This is a genomic window from Streptomyces radiopugnans, from assembly GCF_900110735.1.
Lineage (GTDB): Bacteria > Actinomycetota > Actinomycetes > Streptomycetales > Streptomycetaceae > Streptomyces > Streptomyces radiopugnans.
On the sequence record NZ_FOET01000003.1, the window covers coordinates 349,931 to 364,515 of the forward strand.

The 14,585-nt window shown below is 73.3% G+C and carries 15 protein-coding genes and 1 pseudogene; 14 read left to right on the forward strand and 2 right to left on the reverse strand.

Annotated elements, in window-relative coordinates:
* Positions 1 to 95: 95 nt before the first annotated feature.
* The 7 genes from BMY40_RS09040 to BMY40_RS09070 all read left to right on the forward strand — a co-directional run bounded on the left by BMY40_RS09040 (position 96) and on the right by BMY40_RS09070 (position 5,234).
* A complete protein-coding gene (locus BMY40_RS09040) occupies positions 96 to 950 on the forward strand; it encodes a helix-turn-helix domain-containing protein (RefSeq protein ID WP_093657353.1) in 855 nt (284 codons plus the stop codon).
* Positions 943 to 1,140 (forward strand): DUF397 domain-containing protein, encoded by a 198-nt coding sequence (locus BMY40_RS09045; protein WP_177213946.1) that lies wholly within the window; start codon positions 943 to 945, stop codon positions 1,138 to 1,140. Before BMY40_RS09040 ends, BMY40_RS09045 begins: the two co-directional genes overlap by 8 nt.
* 170 nt (positions 1,141 to 1,310) lie before the next feature.
* On the forward strand, positions 1,311 to 1,697 hold the full coding sequence (locus BMY40_RS09050; protein WP_093657357.1) for a YciI family protein: 387 nt from the start codon (positions 1,311 to 1,313) through the stop codon (positions 1,695 to 1,697).
* 22 nt (positions 1,698 to 1,719) lie between these two features.
* A complete protein-coding gene (locus BMY40_RS09055) occupies positions 1,720 to 2,973 on the forward strand; it encodes an RNA polymerase sigma factor (RefSeq protein WP_093657359.1) in 1,254 nt (417 codons plus the stop codon).
* 124 nt (positions 2,974 to 3,097) lie between these two features.
* Positions 3,098 to 3,370, forward strand: coding sequence for a hypothetical protein (locus tag BMY40_RS09060; protein ID WP_093657361.1), 273 nt, complete (start codon positions 3,098 to 3,100; stop codon positions 3,368 to 3,370).
* A 299-nt stretch (positions 3,371 to 3,669) separates the two neighbouring features.
* The gene (locus BMY40_RS09065) at positions 3,670 to 4,602 is read left to right on the forward strand and encodes a hypothetical protein (protein ID WP_093657817.1); all 933 of its coding nucleotides are present in this window, start codon (positions 3,670 to 3,672) and stop codon (positions 4,600 to 4,602) included.
* Positions 4,603 to 4,658: 56 nt separating this feature from the next.
* Positions 4,659 to 5,234 (forward strand): Uma2 family endonuclease, encoded by a 576-nt coding sequence (locus BMY40_RS09070; protein WP_093657363.1) that lies wholly within the window; start codon positions 4,659 to 4,661, stop codon positions 5,232 to 5,234.
* Positions 5,235 to 5,261: 27 nt separating this feature from the next.
* Here the strand turns inward: BMY40_RS09070 and BMY40_RS09075 are convergent, their stop codons facing one another.
* Together BMY40_RS09075 and BMY40_RS09080 are read right to left on the reverse strand one after the other, a co-directional pair.
* Entirely contained in the window at positions 5,262 to 6,431 is a 1,170-nt protein-coding gene (locus BMY40_RS09075; protein ID WP_093657365.1) for a zinc-dependent alcohol dehydrogenase, read from the reverse strand.
* Entirely contained in the window at positions 6,428 to 6,904 is a 477-nt protein-coding gene (locus BMY40_RS09080; protein WP_093657367.1) for a hypothetical protein, read from the reverse strand. Before BMY40_RS09080 ends, BMY40_RS09075 begins: the two co-directional genes overlap by 4 nt.
* A 161-nt stretch (positions 6,905 to 7,065) precedes the next feature.
* Between BMY40_RS09080 and BMY40_RS09085 the strand changes: the two are divergent.
* From BMY40_RS09085 to BMY40_RS09115, 7 genes and pseudogenes are all read left to right on the forward strand, one after another.
* Positions 7,066 to 7,590 (forward strand): annotated as a pseudogene (locus tag BMY40_RS09085) (Uma2 family endonuclease).
* A gap of 205 nt (positions 7,591 to 7,795) precedes the next feature.
* Positions 7,796 to 9,067, forward strand: a complete 1,272-nt coding sequence (locus BMY40_RS09090; protein WP_093657369.1) for an aspartate kinase — start codon at positions 7,796 to 7,798, stop codon at positions 9,065 to 9,067.
* Entirely contained in the window at positions 9,064 to 10,158 is a 1,095-nt protein-coding gene (locus BMY40_RS09095; protein ID WP_093657371.1) for an aspartate-semialdehyde dehydrogenase, read from the forward strand. Before BMY40_RS09090 ends, BMY40_RS09095 begins: the two co-directional genes overlap by 4 nt.
* Before the next feature lie 597 nt (positions 10,159 to 10,755).
* On the forward strand, positions 10,756 to 11,346 hold the full coding sequence (locus tag BMY40_RS09100; protein WP_093657373.1) for a SigE family RNA polymerase sigma factor: 591 nt from the start codon (positions 10,756 to 10,758) through the stop codon (positions 11,344 to 11,346).
* Positions 11,343 to 12,767 (forward strand): hypothetical protein, encoded by a 1,425-nt coding sequence (locus tag BMY40_RS09105; protein WP_093657376.1) that lies wholly within the window; start codon positions 11,343 to 11,345, stop codon positions 12,765 to 12,767. Before BMY40_RS09100 ends, BMY40_RS09105 begins: the two co-directional genes overlap by 4 nt.
* Positions 12,768 to 12,886: 119 nt before the next feature.
* A complete protein-coding gene (locus tag BMY40_RS09110) occupies positions 12,887 to 13,747 on the forward strand; it encodes an SURF1 family protein (protein ID WP_093657378.1) in 861 nt (286 codons plus the stop codon).
* 92 nt (positions 13,748 to 13,839) lie between these two features.
* Complete coding sequence (locus BMY40_RS09115; RefSeq protein ID WP_093657380.1) at positions 13,840 to 14,496, forward strand: hypothetical protein; 657 nt, start codon at positions 13,840 to 13,842, stop codon at positions 14,494 to 14,496.
* Positions 14,497 to 14,585: the final 89 nt, after the last annotated feature.

The window sequence follows — 14,585 nt, forward strand, 5'->3', positions numbered from 1 at the left end:
TCCGAGAGTCCCCGAATGGATACCCAGAGTGGCCGCTGACGGCTACGCTCGCCAGGGTTAGACCATTGCAGTGACCCTTGCTGGGGAGTGACGCCATGGCCAGTGGTGGAAGCGGACCGGGCCGTCCCGGGCGGCCGAAGATCGGCTGGGAGTTCTTCGGCTCCGAGCTCAGACGCCGCCGCGAGGCGGCGGGCGTCACCCAACAGGAGCTGGGTGACCGGGTGTTCTGCTCGGGCTCGTACATCGGGCAGTTCGAGTCGGCTGTCCGCAAGCCGCAGTTGGAGCTGGCCCGCCGCTTCGACGAGGAGCTGGACACGGACGGCTACTTCTCCCGGATGTGCGAGGAGCTGGTCAACAGTTCGCCGTTCGCCGACTACTTCGCCGAGGCGGCGGAGTTCCAGACCCTCGCCACCACGATCTGCGAGTTCTCCCCGACGCTGGTGCCGGGGCTGCTCCAGACCGAGGGGTACGCGCGTGCGGTGGTGGAAGCGGGGCTGCCGTTCGAGCCGGAGGAGGAGATCGAGCAGCGCGTGAAGACCCGGATGGGCCGGACGCGACTGCTGAGGGGTCCAACAAGCCCGAAGTTGTGGGTGATCCTGGACGAGGGCGTACTGCGGCGCCCGGTCGGCGGTCCCGGTGTCATGGCGGAGCAACTGAGGCACCTGGAGGCCATGGGGACGGGGCGCCGTGTCCTGGTGCAGATCCTTCCGTACTCCTCCGGTGCCCACGCACTGCTGGACGGCAGCATGACCTTGATGACCTTCGACGACGCGCCGCCGGTGGCGTACACCGAAGGCCCCTACAGCGGACAGCTGTTGGACGATCCGGCGCTGGTCGCCCGGTGCGAGGCCTCCTACGATCACGTACGGGCTGCCGCGCTGCCGCCGCGAGAGTCCCTGGACCTGATCCGGACGACTGCGGAGGAGTACGAACGTGAGGCTCATGCGTGATCTGGGCAAGGCGAGCTGGCGCAAGTCCAGCCACAGCGGCTCGGACAACAACAACTGTGTCGAGGTCGCGGACGGCGTGCCCGGCCTGATACCCGTGCGCGACTCCAAACGGCCGTCCGGCCCGGTGGTCGTGTTCTCCGCCGAGGGCTGGGGACCGTTCGTGGCGGCCGTCAGGGGCGGCCGGCTCTGAGGCGGGACCAGGCCGGGGCAGGGCCGTGAGCAGGCCGGGACCGGGCCGGAATAAAGATTCCCGAGAAAAAATCCGGCGGGCTGTCGATCCGGCCGTCCCCCGATCGACGCATGGGTGAGAGGCGGGAGGAGAGCCCGCCTCCGCCACCGGAACCGAACCGAGGAGCCACCATGCCCCGCTTCATGTCGCTGATCCGCGCCGACGAGCAGAACCTCCCCTCCCAGGCCCCCGACCCCGACTTCGAGAAGCGCATGGGCGCACTGTTCGAGGAGATCACCAAGGCCGGGGTCATGCTGGACACGGCCGGGCTCGCCCCGACCTCCCAGGGCACCCGGCTCACCTGGTCCGGGGGGAAGGTCAGCCACACCGACGGCCCCTTCACCGAGACCAAGGAGGTCGTCGGCGGCTACGCGATCATCCAGGTCAGGGACAGGGCCGAGGCCCTGGAGTGGACCAGGCGGTTCCTGGAGGCCCACCCGGAGCACTGGAACGTCACCGCCGAGGTCCGCGAGATCCAGGAGGGTCCGTCCGACCCGTCCGAGCTTCCTTGCCGCTGACGCCGTGCGGCTGCTCTGATGGGTGGCCGTGACGGGAACGGACGCGACCACGACGGCCGAGACGGTCGAGACGGTGTTCAGGATCGAGTCCGCGCGGATCATCGCCGCCGTGGCCCGCGTCGTGCGGGACGTCGGGCTGGCCGAGGAGATCGCGCAGGACGCCCTGGTGGCGGCGTTGGAGCAGTGGCCGGAGTCAGGCGTACCGGAGCGGCCGGGCGCCTGGCTCACGGCCATCGCCAAGCGGCGCGCGATCGACCTCGTGCGCCGCAGGGAGACGTACGCGCGCAAGCTGGCCGAGGTCGGGCGGACGCTGGAGGACGCCCCGCCGCCGCCCGAGCCCGCCGATCCGGACGACATCGACGACGACCTGCTGCGGCTGGTCTTCACCGCCTGCCACCCCGTCCTCTCCGCGGAGGCCCGTACCGCCCTCACGCTGCGGCTGCTGGGCGGGCTGACGACGCAGGAGATCGCCCGCGCGTTCCTGACCTCCGAGGCGACCGTCGCCCAGCGGATCGTGCGCGCCAAGCGGAAGCTGGCCGCGGCGGGGGTGCCCTTCGAGGCGCCGTACGGCGACGAGCGGGCCGGGCGGCTGCCGTCCGTGCTGGAGGTCGTCTACCTGGTCTTCAACGAGGGCTACTCGGCGACGGCCGGCGACGACCTGTGCCGCCCGGCGCTGTGCGAGGACGCGCTGCGCCTGGCCCGTGTGCTGGAGGGGCTGATGCCGGAGGAGCCCGAGGTGCACGGGCTGGCGGCGCTGCTGGAGCTCCAGGCGTCCCGCATCCCGGCGCGTACGGGCCCCGGCGGCGAGCCGGTGCTGCTCGCCGACCAGAACCGCGCCAAGTGGAACCGCATGCTGATCCTCCGGGGCCTGGAGGCCCTGCGGCGCGCGGGGAGCGGCCCGTACGGCCCGTACTGCCTCCAGGCGGCGATCGCCGCCTGCCACGCGCGGGCGGCGCGGTACGAGGACACGGACTGGACGGTGATCGCCGCGCTGTACGGGCGGCTGGCGGCGCTCACGCCCTCGCCGGTGGTGGAGCTGAACCGGGCGGTGGCCGTCTCCATGGCCGAGGGGCCCGAGGCCGGTCTGAGGCTGGTGGAAGCCCTCACCGGCGAACCCGCCCTGCGCGGCTACCACCTGCTGCCCAGCGTCCGGGGCGACCTGCTGGAGCGCCTGGGGCGCGGGGAGGAGGCGCGCGCGGAGTTCGAACGCGCCGCGTCCCTGACGCACAACGAGCGTGAGCGCGAACTGCTGCTGGGGCGCGCCCGGCGCTCGTGACCCGGGACCCGGGCCTGGGCCTGGGCCTGGGCGAGCGGACGTGCCCACCCGGTACGTGAGGCCGCGGCCGATGGAATGCTCTTCCGCGAACGCGCTCCGGACAGGGCGTTCGGGGAGGGAAGCGATGTCGGTGTTCTGGACGGTCACCGCGGTGATGGCCGTGGCGCTGGGAGCGGCGGGCGCGTCGGCCCTGGCCACGGGGCGCCTTCTGTTCCCCTGGCTGCGCCGGAGCGTGAGACGGCCGGGTGTGTGGGGCGCCGGGGCCCTGCTGATGGCGGCGTCGCTTGCGGTGGGCCGGTGGGTGTCCCCCGGGATCCACATCCCGCTCATGCTGGGCGGACTGGTGCTGGTCCTGCTGGCCCAGACGGGGAGGGCGCGCGGCGCGTCCCCGGAGTGAGGCCGTTGCGGGGCCCGGGTCTCAGGTTCCGGGATTCGAGCGCTGCTTGTGAGGAATGGGCGGGTCGGTACAACCCGCCCACCCTCCCGTACAGCGCGCGTACAACAACCGCACCTGCGGGGATGACCTGAGGTGATCGGGTCGCGACGATCCGTCGCGCCGGTGTAGCGTGCCGATCGAAGAACTCGACCCCCGGCGGTGCGCCAACACCGGTCGGGGGTCTGACCACCCAGATCGGTAAGGACGATCCTGTGGCTGCACAAGACCTTAGCGCCGGCGTGCCCGCGCACAAGCACCCCATGGCGTCACCGGGCTACGGAAAGCGAACCGCGCCCGGTCAACGGCCGCGTACGGCGGCCGACTTCGCGCACCTGCCCCGGCGCGAGGCGTCCGTCGCCGCCTACCTCGACCGGCTGCCCGACGGCGCCGACATCTCCGTGAAGACCCTGGCCAAGGTGCTGCCGGACTACGGCCAGTGCGCGCTGGGCACGGTGCTGCGGCGGCTGTCGGAGGCCGGGCACCTGCGGCGCGGGCGCGAACACATCACCGGCGGCGGCAGCCCGCGCTGGGTGACGCGCACATACTTCTCGCGGACGGCGCGCGGCGACGCGTGGTGGGCGGCGTTCCTGGCGGGGGAGCAACCGGGGGACGAGCCCGCCGGACACGCCACCGAACCCACCGCCGAGTCCGCCACCGGGACTGCGCCCGCCCGTGAGCCCGCTCCGGTCCCCGCCCCGGCGCCCGCCCCCGTACGGCCGCCGCGCTCGCGGGCGTACGGCGTGCTGGCCGGGCTCGGCCGCGCCGAGCCGCGCATGACACTCTCGGCCGCCGACTGCGCGGCCCTGGAGGAGCTGGCCGGGCAGTGGCTGGAGCGCGGGGCCGACGAGCGGCAGCTCACCGGCGCGCTGACCGCCGGGCTGCCGCCGGAGGTCCACCACCCGGCCGCCCTCGCCCGCAGGCGCCTGACGGACAAGCTCCCGCCCGAGCCCGCACCCGAGTCGGCATCCGCATCCGCGCCCGCCTCCGGGGCACCGGAACCGGCCGTGCTGCGGATGGCGGAGTGCACGGTCTGCGGCGTCCCGGGCCGCCCCGATGCCCTTCCCGGAGGCCTGTGCCGCGACTGCCGCGGCCTGCCCCCGGCCGTCCCGGCGGGCCCCTCGCCCGCCGAGATCAGAGCGCGCGTCGACCGCCTGCGTGCCGCCGCCCGCACATCTGAACGGAGCTGTACATGACTGCTCAGGTCGAGACGGCCGTCGCCGGGGCACCATGGAGCCGGGGAGGCGACGCCATGACCCCTAGGACCGCTGACCGGCCGCAGATGCTCGCCGAGGAGTTCGAGCAGATCGCCCGCACGGCGCCGGAGACCGTGCGGCTGGAGTTCGTCAACGGAAAGCTAGAGGTCAAACCGGTGCCGGACGGAGATCACGGGGCGATCATCATGTGGCTTCTCAAGCAGTGCATGCGGCAGCGCCCCGAGTTGGCCCTGTACCCGGAACAGGGAATCAAGGTCGAGAAGTACCGGGGCGGCCGTGCCCGCCCCGACGGCGCCCTCGTACCCGAGGACCACTTCGCGGGCCAGGGCGAGTGGGCCGAACCCGGCGGCGTGCTGATGACCGTCGGGGTCACCTCGTACGACCCGGACACCGACCGGCGTGACCGGGTGGAGAAGCGAGACGCCTACGCGGCGGCGGGCATCCCCGTCCACCTCCTCGTCGACCGCGACGACCACAGCGTCACCGTGCACTCCGAGCCTGAGGGCGGCACGTACCGGAGCCGGACGACGCGGCCGTACGGGGCCGTGGTGGAGATCCCCGACCCGGTCGGGATCACGCTGCGGACGGAGAAGCTCAAGGACTATGCCTGACGTGCCCGCCGGGGGCGCCCGGCGGGCCTACGGGTGGAAGACCGCGCGGACGCAGCCGTCCTTCTTGTGCTTGAACATGTCGTAGCCCTTGGCCGCCCGGTCCAGGGACATGGTGTGGGTGGCCAGGTGCGCGGTGCTGATCTCGCCGGCGGCGATGCGCTCCAGCAGCATCGGGATGTAGCGCTGGCCGTGCATCTGCGCGCCGCGCAGCGTCAGCCCCTTGTTGACGACCATGCCGAGCGGGAACTTGTCGACCGCTCCGGCGAAGACGCCCAGCACGAAGACCGTGCCGCCCTTGCGGCAGGCGTGGACGGCCTGGCGCACGGCGGTGGGGCGGTCGGTCTGGAGGCGGAGCTGGTGCTTGGCCTGGTCGTACAGGTAGCCGGGGCCGCTGCTGTGGGCCTCCATGCCGACGGCCTCGATGCACACGTCCGGGCCCCGGCCGCCGGTGCGCTCGCGCAGCTCGGCGGCGACGTCGGTGGAGGTGTAGTCGATGGTCTCGGCTCCGATGTACGTCTCGGTCATCGCCAGCCGCTCGGGGATCCGGTCGATGCAGATGACGCGTTCGGCGCCCTTGAGCACGGACGCCCGCGCCGCCATCTGGCCGACCGCGCCGCAGCCCCACACCGCCACCACGTCGCCGGGCTTCACCCCGCCGAGGTCGGCGCCCATCCAGCCGGTGGGCACGGAGTCGGAGGCGAACAGCGCGCTGAGGTCGTCGACGCCCTCGGGGACGGAGAAGGCCCCGTAGTCGGCGAAGGGGACGCGCACGTACTCGGCGTGGCTGCCGCGGATGCCGCCCATGGCGTGCGAGTAGCCGAAGATCCCGGCGGTCTCGTAGCCGAAGAGGGCCTGGCCGATGCCGGGGTTGGTGTTGGTGTTGTCGCACAGCGACCACATGTCGTTCCGGCAGTACCAGCAGCGGCCGCAGCCGATGAAGGAGCACACCACGACCCGGTCGCCGACCCTGTGGCGGCGCACTCCGGAACCGGTCTCGACCACCTCGCCGACGAACTCGTGCCCGATCACGTCACCGGGCTGCATGGCGGGGATGTAGCCGCCGATGATGTGCAGGTCGGAGCCGCAGGTGGTGCTCAGCAGCAGCCGTACGACGATGTCCTGGTCGTTGCGGATCTCCGGTTCGGGGATCTGCTCGACCGACAGCTTGTTGACGCCTTCCCAGCACAGAGCCCTCACAGCACTCCCTCCCCGCCCGCTCGCCTGGAGGCCAGTCCGACGACCTTGCCTCCGACCGTGTCGCCGCGTCCGGTCGGCGGCGCGTCCGGCAGCATCACCTCACCGGTCTCCAGCAGGGACTTGGCCTCGCGCAGCGCGCGCCGCACCCCCTGGCGCGGATCCTTCCCCGCGAGCCGGGACGGCAGTGAGGCGGAGGCGGGCGACGCGGGTTCGCGCAGCCGGGCGGCCAGCTCGGTGCCGCGGTCGCCGGGGGCGGGCCGCACGGTGATCTCCAGCGCGTCGCCGAACTCGTCCAGGGGGCTGGGCGGGTCGCCGTGGGGCATCACGTCGGTCGGCGCGCGGTTGATGGTCACGACCATCCAGCGCTCGCCGTCCTCCCGCGCCCTGCGCCGTGCGGACGCGGCCTTGCGCAGGACCGCCGCGCCCGCTCCGGCGCCCGCGAGGACCAGCGCCGTGCGTGCCAGTTGGTTCATGGCCTTCCGCCTCCCGCTCCGTCTGCCGTCGTTGCCGGGCTGTCCGGAGTACCCCCGTGGAGCGGCGGCCATGCGCGGCGGAGGTCAGGGTGGCCGGGCAGGCCGGCGTTCATCCGTAAGAGTGAAGGCCGGACAACGGCTCGTCCGTGCCGTCGTGATCGGTGAGGATCCCGTTCGTGGAGAAGACCCCGGACGGCGGCTGGACCGCCGAGGACCTGGACCGGATCCCCGGTCTGCCCTCGCACACGCGACTTCTCGACGGCGAGCTGGTCTTACGCGCTCCGCAGACCGTCTTCCACATGCGCGCGATGCGCCTGCTGGAGAACCACCTCCTGCAGGCGGCCCCGCCCGAGCTGGAGGTCGTCCGGTAGATGACCGTCACCCTCGGGAAGCGGGACCGTCCGGAACCGGACGTCGTGCTGGCCGTCGAGGTGGTGTCGGACGACTCCGAGGCGCGCGACCGCGAGACCAAGCCGCGCAAGTACGCCGCGGCCGGGATCCCGCACTTCTGGCGGGTGGAGGCGGGGGAGGGCGAGGACGGTGCCGCGAGCCCCGTCGTGTACGCCTTCGAGCTGGAGCCCGCCACCCGCACCTACGCCGTGACCGGCATCCACCACGAGCGGCTGAAAACGGATGTCCCGTTTCCGGTGGATATCGACCTGACCGCGGTCGCGCGGCGGGTGTGAGCTGCGCAACGTTCCCGTGTGAAGAGGCCGTGAGCGGGCAGGGGTGCCCGCTGAGCCGGTGCGACGTGGCGCCGCGCCGCGCTGCTTGTGGGCGGTACATCTCACGATGTGGTAGAGGCGGGGTCGGAAAGGCCTGCTCGGTAAACTGAAGCGACCGCTGGGTTCCTGTACGGGAGCCCCGGAAGACAGATTACGAGGAGCGCACGTGGGCCTTGTCGTGCAGAAGTACGGCGGCTCCTCCGTTGCCGATGCCGAGGGCATCAAGCGCGTTGCCAAGCGAGTCATCGAAGCCAAGAAGAACGGCCACCAGGTGGTCGTCGTGGTTTCGGCGATGGGCGACACGACGGACGAGCTGATCGATCTCGCTGGAGAGGTGTCCCCGGTCACGTCGGGGCGCGAGTTCGACATGCTGCTGACCGCCGGAGAGCGGATCTCCATGGCCCTGCTGGCCATGGCGATCAAATCCCTCGGCCACGAGGCGCAGTCGTTCACGGGGAGCCAGGCCGGCGTCATCACCGACTCCGTCCACAACAAGGCCCGCATCATCGACGTCACGCCGGGCCGTATCCAGACCGCGCTGGACGAGGGCAACATCGCCATCGTCGCCGGTTTCCAGGGTGTGTCCCAGGACAAGAAGGACATCACCACCCTGGGCCGGGGCGGCTCGGACACCACCGCGGTGGCGCTGGCCGCCGCGCTGAACGCCGAGGTCTGCGAGATCTACACCGACGTCGACGGCGTCTTCACCGCCGACCCGCGGGTCGTGAAGAAGGCCCGCAAGATCGACTGGATCTCGTTCGAGGACATGCTGGAGCTGGCCAGCTCCGGATCCAAGGTGCTGCTGCACCGGTGCGTGGAGTACGCACGCCGTTACAACATCCCGATCCACGTCCGCTCCTCCTTCTCCGGGCTGCGGGGCACGTGGGTCAGCAACCAGCCGCAAGGGGACCAGCCGATGGAGCAGGCGCTCATCTCCGGTGTCGCACACGACACCTCCGAGGCGAAGATCACGGTCGTCGGAGTGCCGGACAAGCCGGGCGAGGCCGCGAAGATCTTCCGGGCCATCGCGGACGCCGAGCTGAACATCGACATGGTGGTGCAGAACGTCTCCGCCGCGTCCACCGGTCTGACCGACATCTCCTTCACCCTGCCCAAGACCGACGGCCGCCGGGCCATCGAGGCGCTGGAGCGGGCGAAGGCCGGCATCGGCTTCGACTCCCTGCGCTACGACGACCAGATCGCCAAGATCTCCCTGGTCGGCGCGGGTATGAAGACCAACCCGGGCGTCACCGCCACCTTCTTCGAGGCGCTGTCGGGCGCCGGGGTCAACATCGAGCTGATCTCGACCTCCGAGATCCGCATCTCGGTCGTCACCCGCAAGGACGACGTCAACGAGGCCGTCCGCGCGGTGCACACCGCGTTCGGCCTGGACAGCGAGAGCGACGAGGCGGTCGTCTACGGGGGCACCGGGCGATGACCCCCGCCGGGGGCTTCCCCCGAGCCCCGATCGGTCGCGCCGACCGGCCCACCCTGGCCGTGGTCGGCGCGACCGGGGCCGCCGGCACCGTGCTGCTGGGGCTGCTGTCGGAGCGCGCGGACGTCTGGGGGGAGATCCGCCTGGTCGCCTCGGAGCGTTCGGCCGGCCGCAAGCTGGCGGTGCGCGGTGAGGAGGTCGAGGTCCTCGCGCTGGGCGAGGAGGTCTTCGACGGCGTGGACGTCGCGATGTTCGACGTGCCCGCCGAGGTCGCGGCCCGCTGGGCGCCGGTGGCGGCGGCCCGGGGCGCGGTGGTGGTGGACAACTCCGGCGCGTTCCGGACGGATCCGGACGTACCGCTGGTCGTCCCCGAGGTCAACGCCCACGCGGCGCGGAACAGGCCCCGCGGCATCGTCGCCGGTCCCGGCTGCGCCACCCTGACGATGATCGTGGCGCTGGGGGCCCTGCACGCGGAGTGGGCCCTGGAGGAGCTGGTCGTCTCCACCTACCAGGCCGTCTCCGAGTCCGGGCGGCGGGGTGTGGAGGCCCTGCGCGGGCAGCTCGCGGCCGTGGCCGGCGCCGAGCTGGGCGTCCACCCCGGCGACGTACGGCGCGCGGTGGGCGACACCGGCCCGTACGCGGCGCCGATCGCGCTCAACGTGGTGCCCTTCTCCGGGACGCCGGCCGAGGACGGCTGGACGACCGAGGAGCTGGCCGTCCGCGAGGAGACCCGCAGGGTCCTGGGCCTGCCGGGGCTGCGTGCCACCGCCACCTGTGTGCGCGTACCCGTCGTCACCACCCACTCGGTGTCGGTGCACGCCCGCTTCGAGAGCGAGGTCTCGGTGGGCAAGGCGCACGAGATCCTGGCGAACGCGCCGGGCGTGGTGGTGTGCGACGATCCGGTGGCGGGCGAGTTCCCCACCCCCGCCGACGCGGTCGGCACCGACCCCGTCTGGGCGGGGCGGGTGCGGCGCTCGCCGGACGACCCGCGGGCGCTGGAGCTGTTCGTGTGCGGCGACAACCTCCGCAAGGGTGCCGCGCTCAACATGGCGCAGATCGGCGAACTGGTCGCGGCCGAGCGGGCCGAGGACTGACGGGGACCGGAGGGCCGCCGAGGGCCGGCGCGATCTGACCGGAACCGCCGAGGACCGACGCGGACCGACGGGCGTTCACGGGATTCAGGGGGTTGGCCGGAAACAGCCGTCGGCCTCCGCCGGCCGCGGCGGTTCCGGATGCGGCCCCGCCGCTGCCGAAGGTCCCTGACTGCCGTCTCGCGGGCTCCGGGCCCGTCCTCCGGCGGGCTCGGGTCGGCGGGTGCGCGGACCGTGTGCTCCGGTGCCGATGGCCGGATCCGGACCCCGGTACCGATTGTGAAGGACCTGTGATGAAGTCATACCTGGTAACCGCTTGATCCGGACCAGCCTTCTGGATGAGGATTTTCCCTCGCATGCCCGGAACCGTGATCCGGGCGCGGGCGTCTCCCGCTCCACTGCCGGAAGCCGAAGGCGCCTGTTCGGCGGCGGAGAGGAAGAGGTGGTGCGCATGCGGTCGTCCGGCTCGCCGGAAAGAACGACACTCCGCGCGTACAACCCTGACGGGGGGCAGCGTGTCCAACAGGCGTGGCAGAGGCACTCGGAATCGCAACGGCGCCCGTACGGGTCCCCGCGGGCGGCGGCACGCCCGGCAGGGGCATGCCCGTGATCGCTCCCTGGTCGGCGTCCCGTCCCGCACAGCTCCCCTCGCAGGCGAGGGACGCTGACGGCACGATGGCAGCAGGCACCACAGTGGCGGGCACCACCGTCGACCACCTCACCGAGACCTACCAGGCCCACTACCGCTCCCTGCTCGGGCTCGCCGCCCTGCTGCTCGACGACACGGCGTCCTGCGAGGACGTGGTGCAGGAGGCGTTCATCCGAGTGCACTCGGCGCGCAGGCGGGTGCGGGAGCCGGAGAAGACCCTGGCGTACCTGCGCCAGACCGTCGTCAACCTCTCCCGCTCCACGCTGCGCCGCCGCATCCTGGGGCTGAAGCTGCTCTCCAAGCCGATGCCGGACATGGCCAGCGCGGAGGAGGGCGCGTACGCGCGCATCGAGCAGGACGAGTTGAAGAAGGCGCTGCGCAAGCTCCAGCGCCGCCAGCGGGAGGTACTGGTCCTGCGGTACTTCGCGGACATGACCGAGTCGCAGGTCGCCGAGACGCTCGGCATCTCGCTCGGTTCGGTGAAGGCCTACGGCTCGCGGGGCATCGCCGCCCTGCGGGTCGCGATGGAGGCGCCCGCATGAGCGGCGACGGACGGCACGAGGAACAGCGCGACCCGCAGGGGGGACCCGGAGCCGGACACGGCCCGGGCGGTGAGCGGAAGACGACGGAGCCGGAGCCGGGTCCCTCCGGCCGGGCTTCCGGCGACCGTGACGAGGGGGAGGGGCGGGACGGACGGGAGCCGGACGCGAGCGGCCCGGTGGACGGGAGCCCGGCGAACGGGGACTCGGCGGACGGGGACCGGGCGGGCGAGGATCCGGCGGGCCCGGCGGCCGACCCGGACGCCCCGGTGGACCCGGCCGGCCTGGACGAGCGCTCGCTGCGGCTGATGCTGCGCGGCGCCGTCGAGGACGTCGCGCCGGCCCCGGACGCCCTCGAACGCCTCCACCACGCCGTACCCGCCCGCCGTGCCCGCCGCAGGCAGCTCACGGTCGGGGCGGCCGCGGCCGCCCTCGTCATCGGTGTGGCCACTCCCGCCCTGGTGCAGAGCGGCGTCATCACCCGGGTCCTGGACGGCAACACCACCAACGCCGCCAGCACCCACGACCGGCAGGAGGGGGCCGGGGCGGGCGGCCAGAGCGGCGATGCCGCGAACCAGGGCGCCGACCAGTACTCCGGAGGCGGCGGCAGGGAGGACGCGGCCGGGTCGCGCGACGGCTCCGGCAGGGACGGCACCGCCTCCCCCGAGACCGGTGACACCCTCGGTCCCACCTCTCCGAGCTGCCTGCGCTCCCAGATCGGCGACGGCGGATCCACGGTGAGCCCCGCCGACGAGGAAGGCCATGTGTACGGGGCCTTCAGGGTCACGAACACCTCGGACGCCTCCTGCCTCGTGGACGGATCCGACACCGTCACCGCCACCCCGGAGGGCGCCGCCGACCCGACCGGCTTCAGCGTCGTCGCCCACACCTCCGGCGGCAGGGCCTCCAAGCTGCCCGACCCGCAGCTCGAACCCGGTTCGTTCGTCCTGGGGCCGGGCCAGTCGTACCTGGTGCGGTTCGCCTGGGTGCCGCGCGAGGGCGGCGGCACCACCGGCTGCCCGGCGACCCCCGGCCCGGATCCGACGGCCCCCGGCGACTCCTCCGGCGGCACCGGCGGCACGGACTCCTCCGGCGGCAGCGGCGGAAGCGGTGGCACCGGCGACAGCGGCGGCACGGACTCCTCCGGCGGCACCGGCGGAAGCGGTGGCGCCGGCGGCAGCACGACACCCCCCGACAGCGGTCAGGGCGGTGAGGGCGGCGACACCGTCGAGGAGCCCACCGAGAGCAGCGGCATCAGCCCCCAGCTCGCGTACGACACAGGTGGCAGCGGATCGGGCGCCGCGGCGGCCTCGGTCGTCCTGCGCTACGTGCCGGCGGCGGGCGAGCCGCGCATCGGCAAGATCGAGATCACCGGGGCCTGCGCCGGGACGGTGTACCGCACCGGCCCCATCCCCGAGGGCTGACGTACGGCGGGCCCGCGCAGGGCGGGCCCGCGTACGCGCGGAAGGCGAACGGGCGGCCCCGGCGGCGCGGGGCGGGGGCGAGTGGGCCGCCCCCGGCCCGCCCCCGTACCGTTGAGGGCGTGTACCGGTTCCTGCTGACCCCGCGCTGGTGGGTGATCAACCTCTTCGTGCTGCTGTCGATCCCCGTCTGCCTCCTCATGGGGAGCTGGCAGCTCAGCCGTTTCGAGGACCGCGTGGACTCCCACCAGGCCCGGCAGGAGCGCTCGGCCGAGGGGATCACCGAGGCCGACGCCAGGCCGCTGGACGACCTGCTGCCCCTCACCCAGGAGACCGTCGGGCAGGCCGCCCTGGCCACCGGCCGCTACGACGCGGACCACGAGTTCCTGGTGCCCGGCCGCCGTCTCGGCGACCGCGAGGGCTTCTACGTGCTGACCCCGCTGCGCACCGGCGACGGCCGGGCCCTGCCCGTCGTACGCGGCTGGCTGCCGGGCGAGGCCGATCCCGCGCGGGTGCCCGCGCCGCCGGCCGGAGAGGTGAGCGTCACCGGAGTGCTCCAGGCGCCGGAGAGCCAGAGCTCCCCGGGCGCCGTCGGCGGCGCCCTGCCGCAGGGCCGGATCGGCATCATCAGCGCGGCCACGCTGGTCAACCTGGTGCCCTACGAGGTGCACGACGCGTGGGTCACCGTCCGGCGCGCGCAGAAGCCGATGGAGGCGGTGCCGCCGGTCGCGGCGGCGGGCACCGGGCTGGACCTGAAGGCGTTCCAGAACCTGGGCTACACCGCGCAGTGGTTCGTCTTCGCGGGCTTCGTGGTCTTCATGTGGTACCGGCTGTTCCGCCGCGAGACGGAGACCGCCCGCGATCTCGCACTCGGCATCGAGGCGTCCGCCGAGCCGTCCCCGCCCGCCGTTCCCTCCCCGGCGCGGGAGGGGGCCGCCGCGGCCGGTGCGGGCTCCCCGTCCGGAGAGAAATCCGCGCCCTGACATAGATTCCGCCCTCCCTCCACGTCTGAGTCATGACAACGAGGAACGGCGTACGTCCCCCGCGGACGCGGCGCCCACGACGTGGAGGAAGCATGAGCAAGCAGCGGTTCGTCGCGGCCGGGATCGCCGCCGTCGCACTGGCGGGCCTGAGCGGCACCGCCTTCGCCCTCCAGGGCCAGGGCCAGGAGTCGGGCGGGGAGCGGGGCCGGGGGGCGGAGCGTCCCGCCGCCGCCCTGACCGCCGCCCTGACCGCCACCGTCCCCGAGCGCCCCGCCGGTGCGGAGCCCGCCGGTGCGCGGGCGTCCACGGCGGTGCGGGTGGTGGAGCCGTACGAGCCGGTGGAGATCGGTCAGGGCGCGCTGCTGGGTCTGCTGCCGGAGGGGAGGCAGAACTACGTGGTGGCCTGGGGCGGTCCGGAGGACTTCCGCGAGAGCGTCGAGACCGCCAGGGGCGTGGTGGGCGACAGCCTCCGCCCCGGGAGCCTCAGCTTCGGCCACAGCTCCTCCCCGGGCAGGGGCGTCCTCCTCACGGGCGCCTACCGCACGGAGACCGAGCCGGCCCGCATCACGCTCACGGCGGGCGGCCGCACCTGGGAGGCGGGGATGGTGCGGCTGCCAGGCAACCCGGGCTGGGGCGTGTACCACGTCGACGCGGGCGGCACCGGGCCCGGCACCCGCGCCACCGTGACGGCGTACGGCCCCGACGGCACCGTCCTGGCCCGCAACGACGTGACCGGCCCCCTGTGGTGATCTCCGTCCCCGGCCGCGTCACGGGGGTGGCCGGGGACGGCCCCGGGGGCGGACCGGGGCCCCGGGCCCGGCGGGCGCCGTAACGGGCG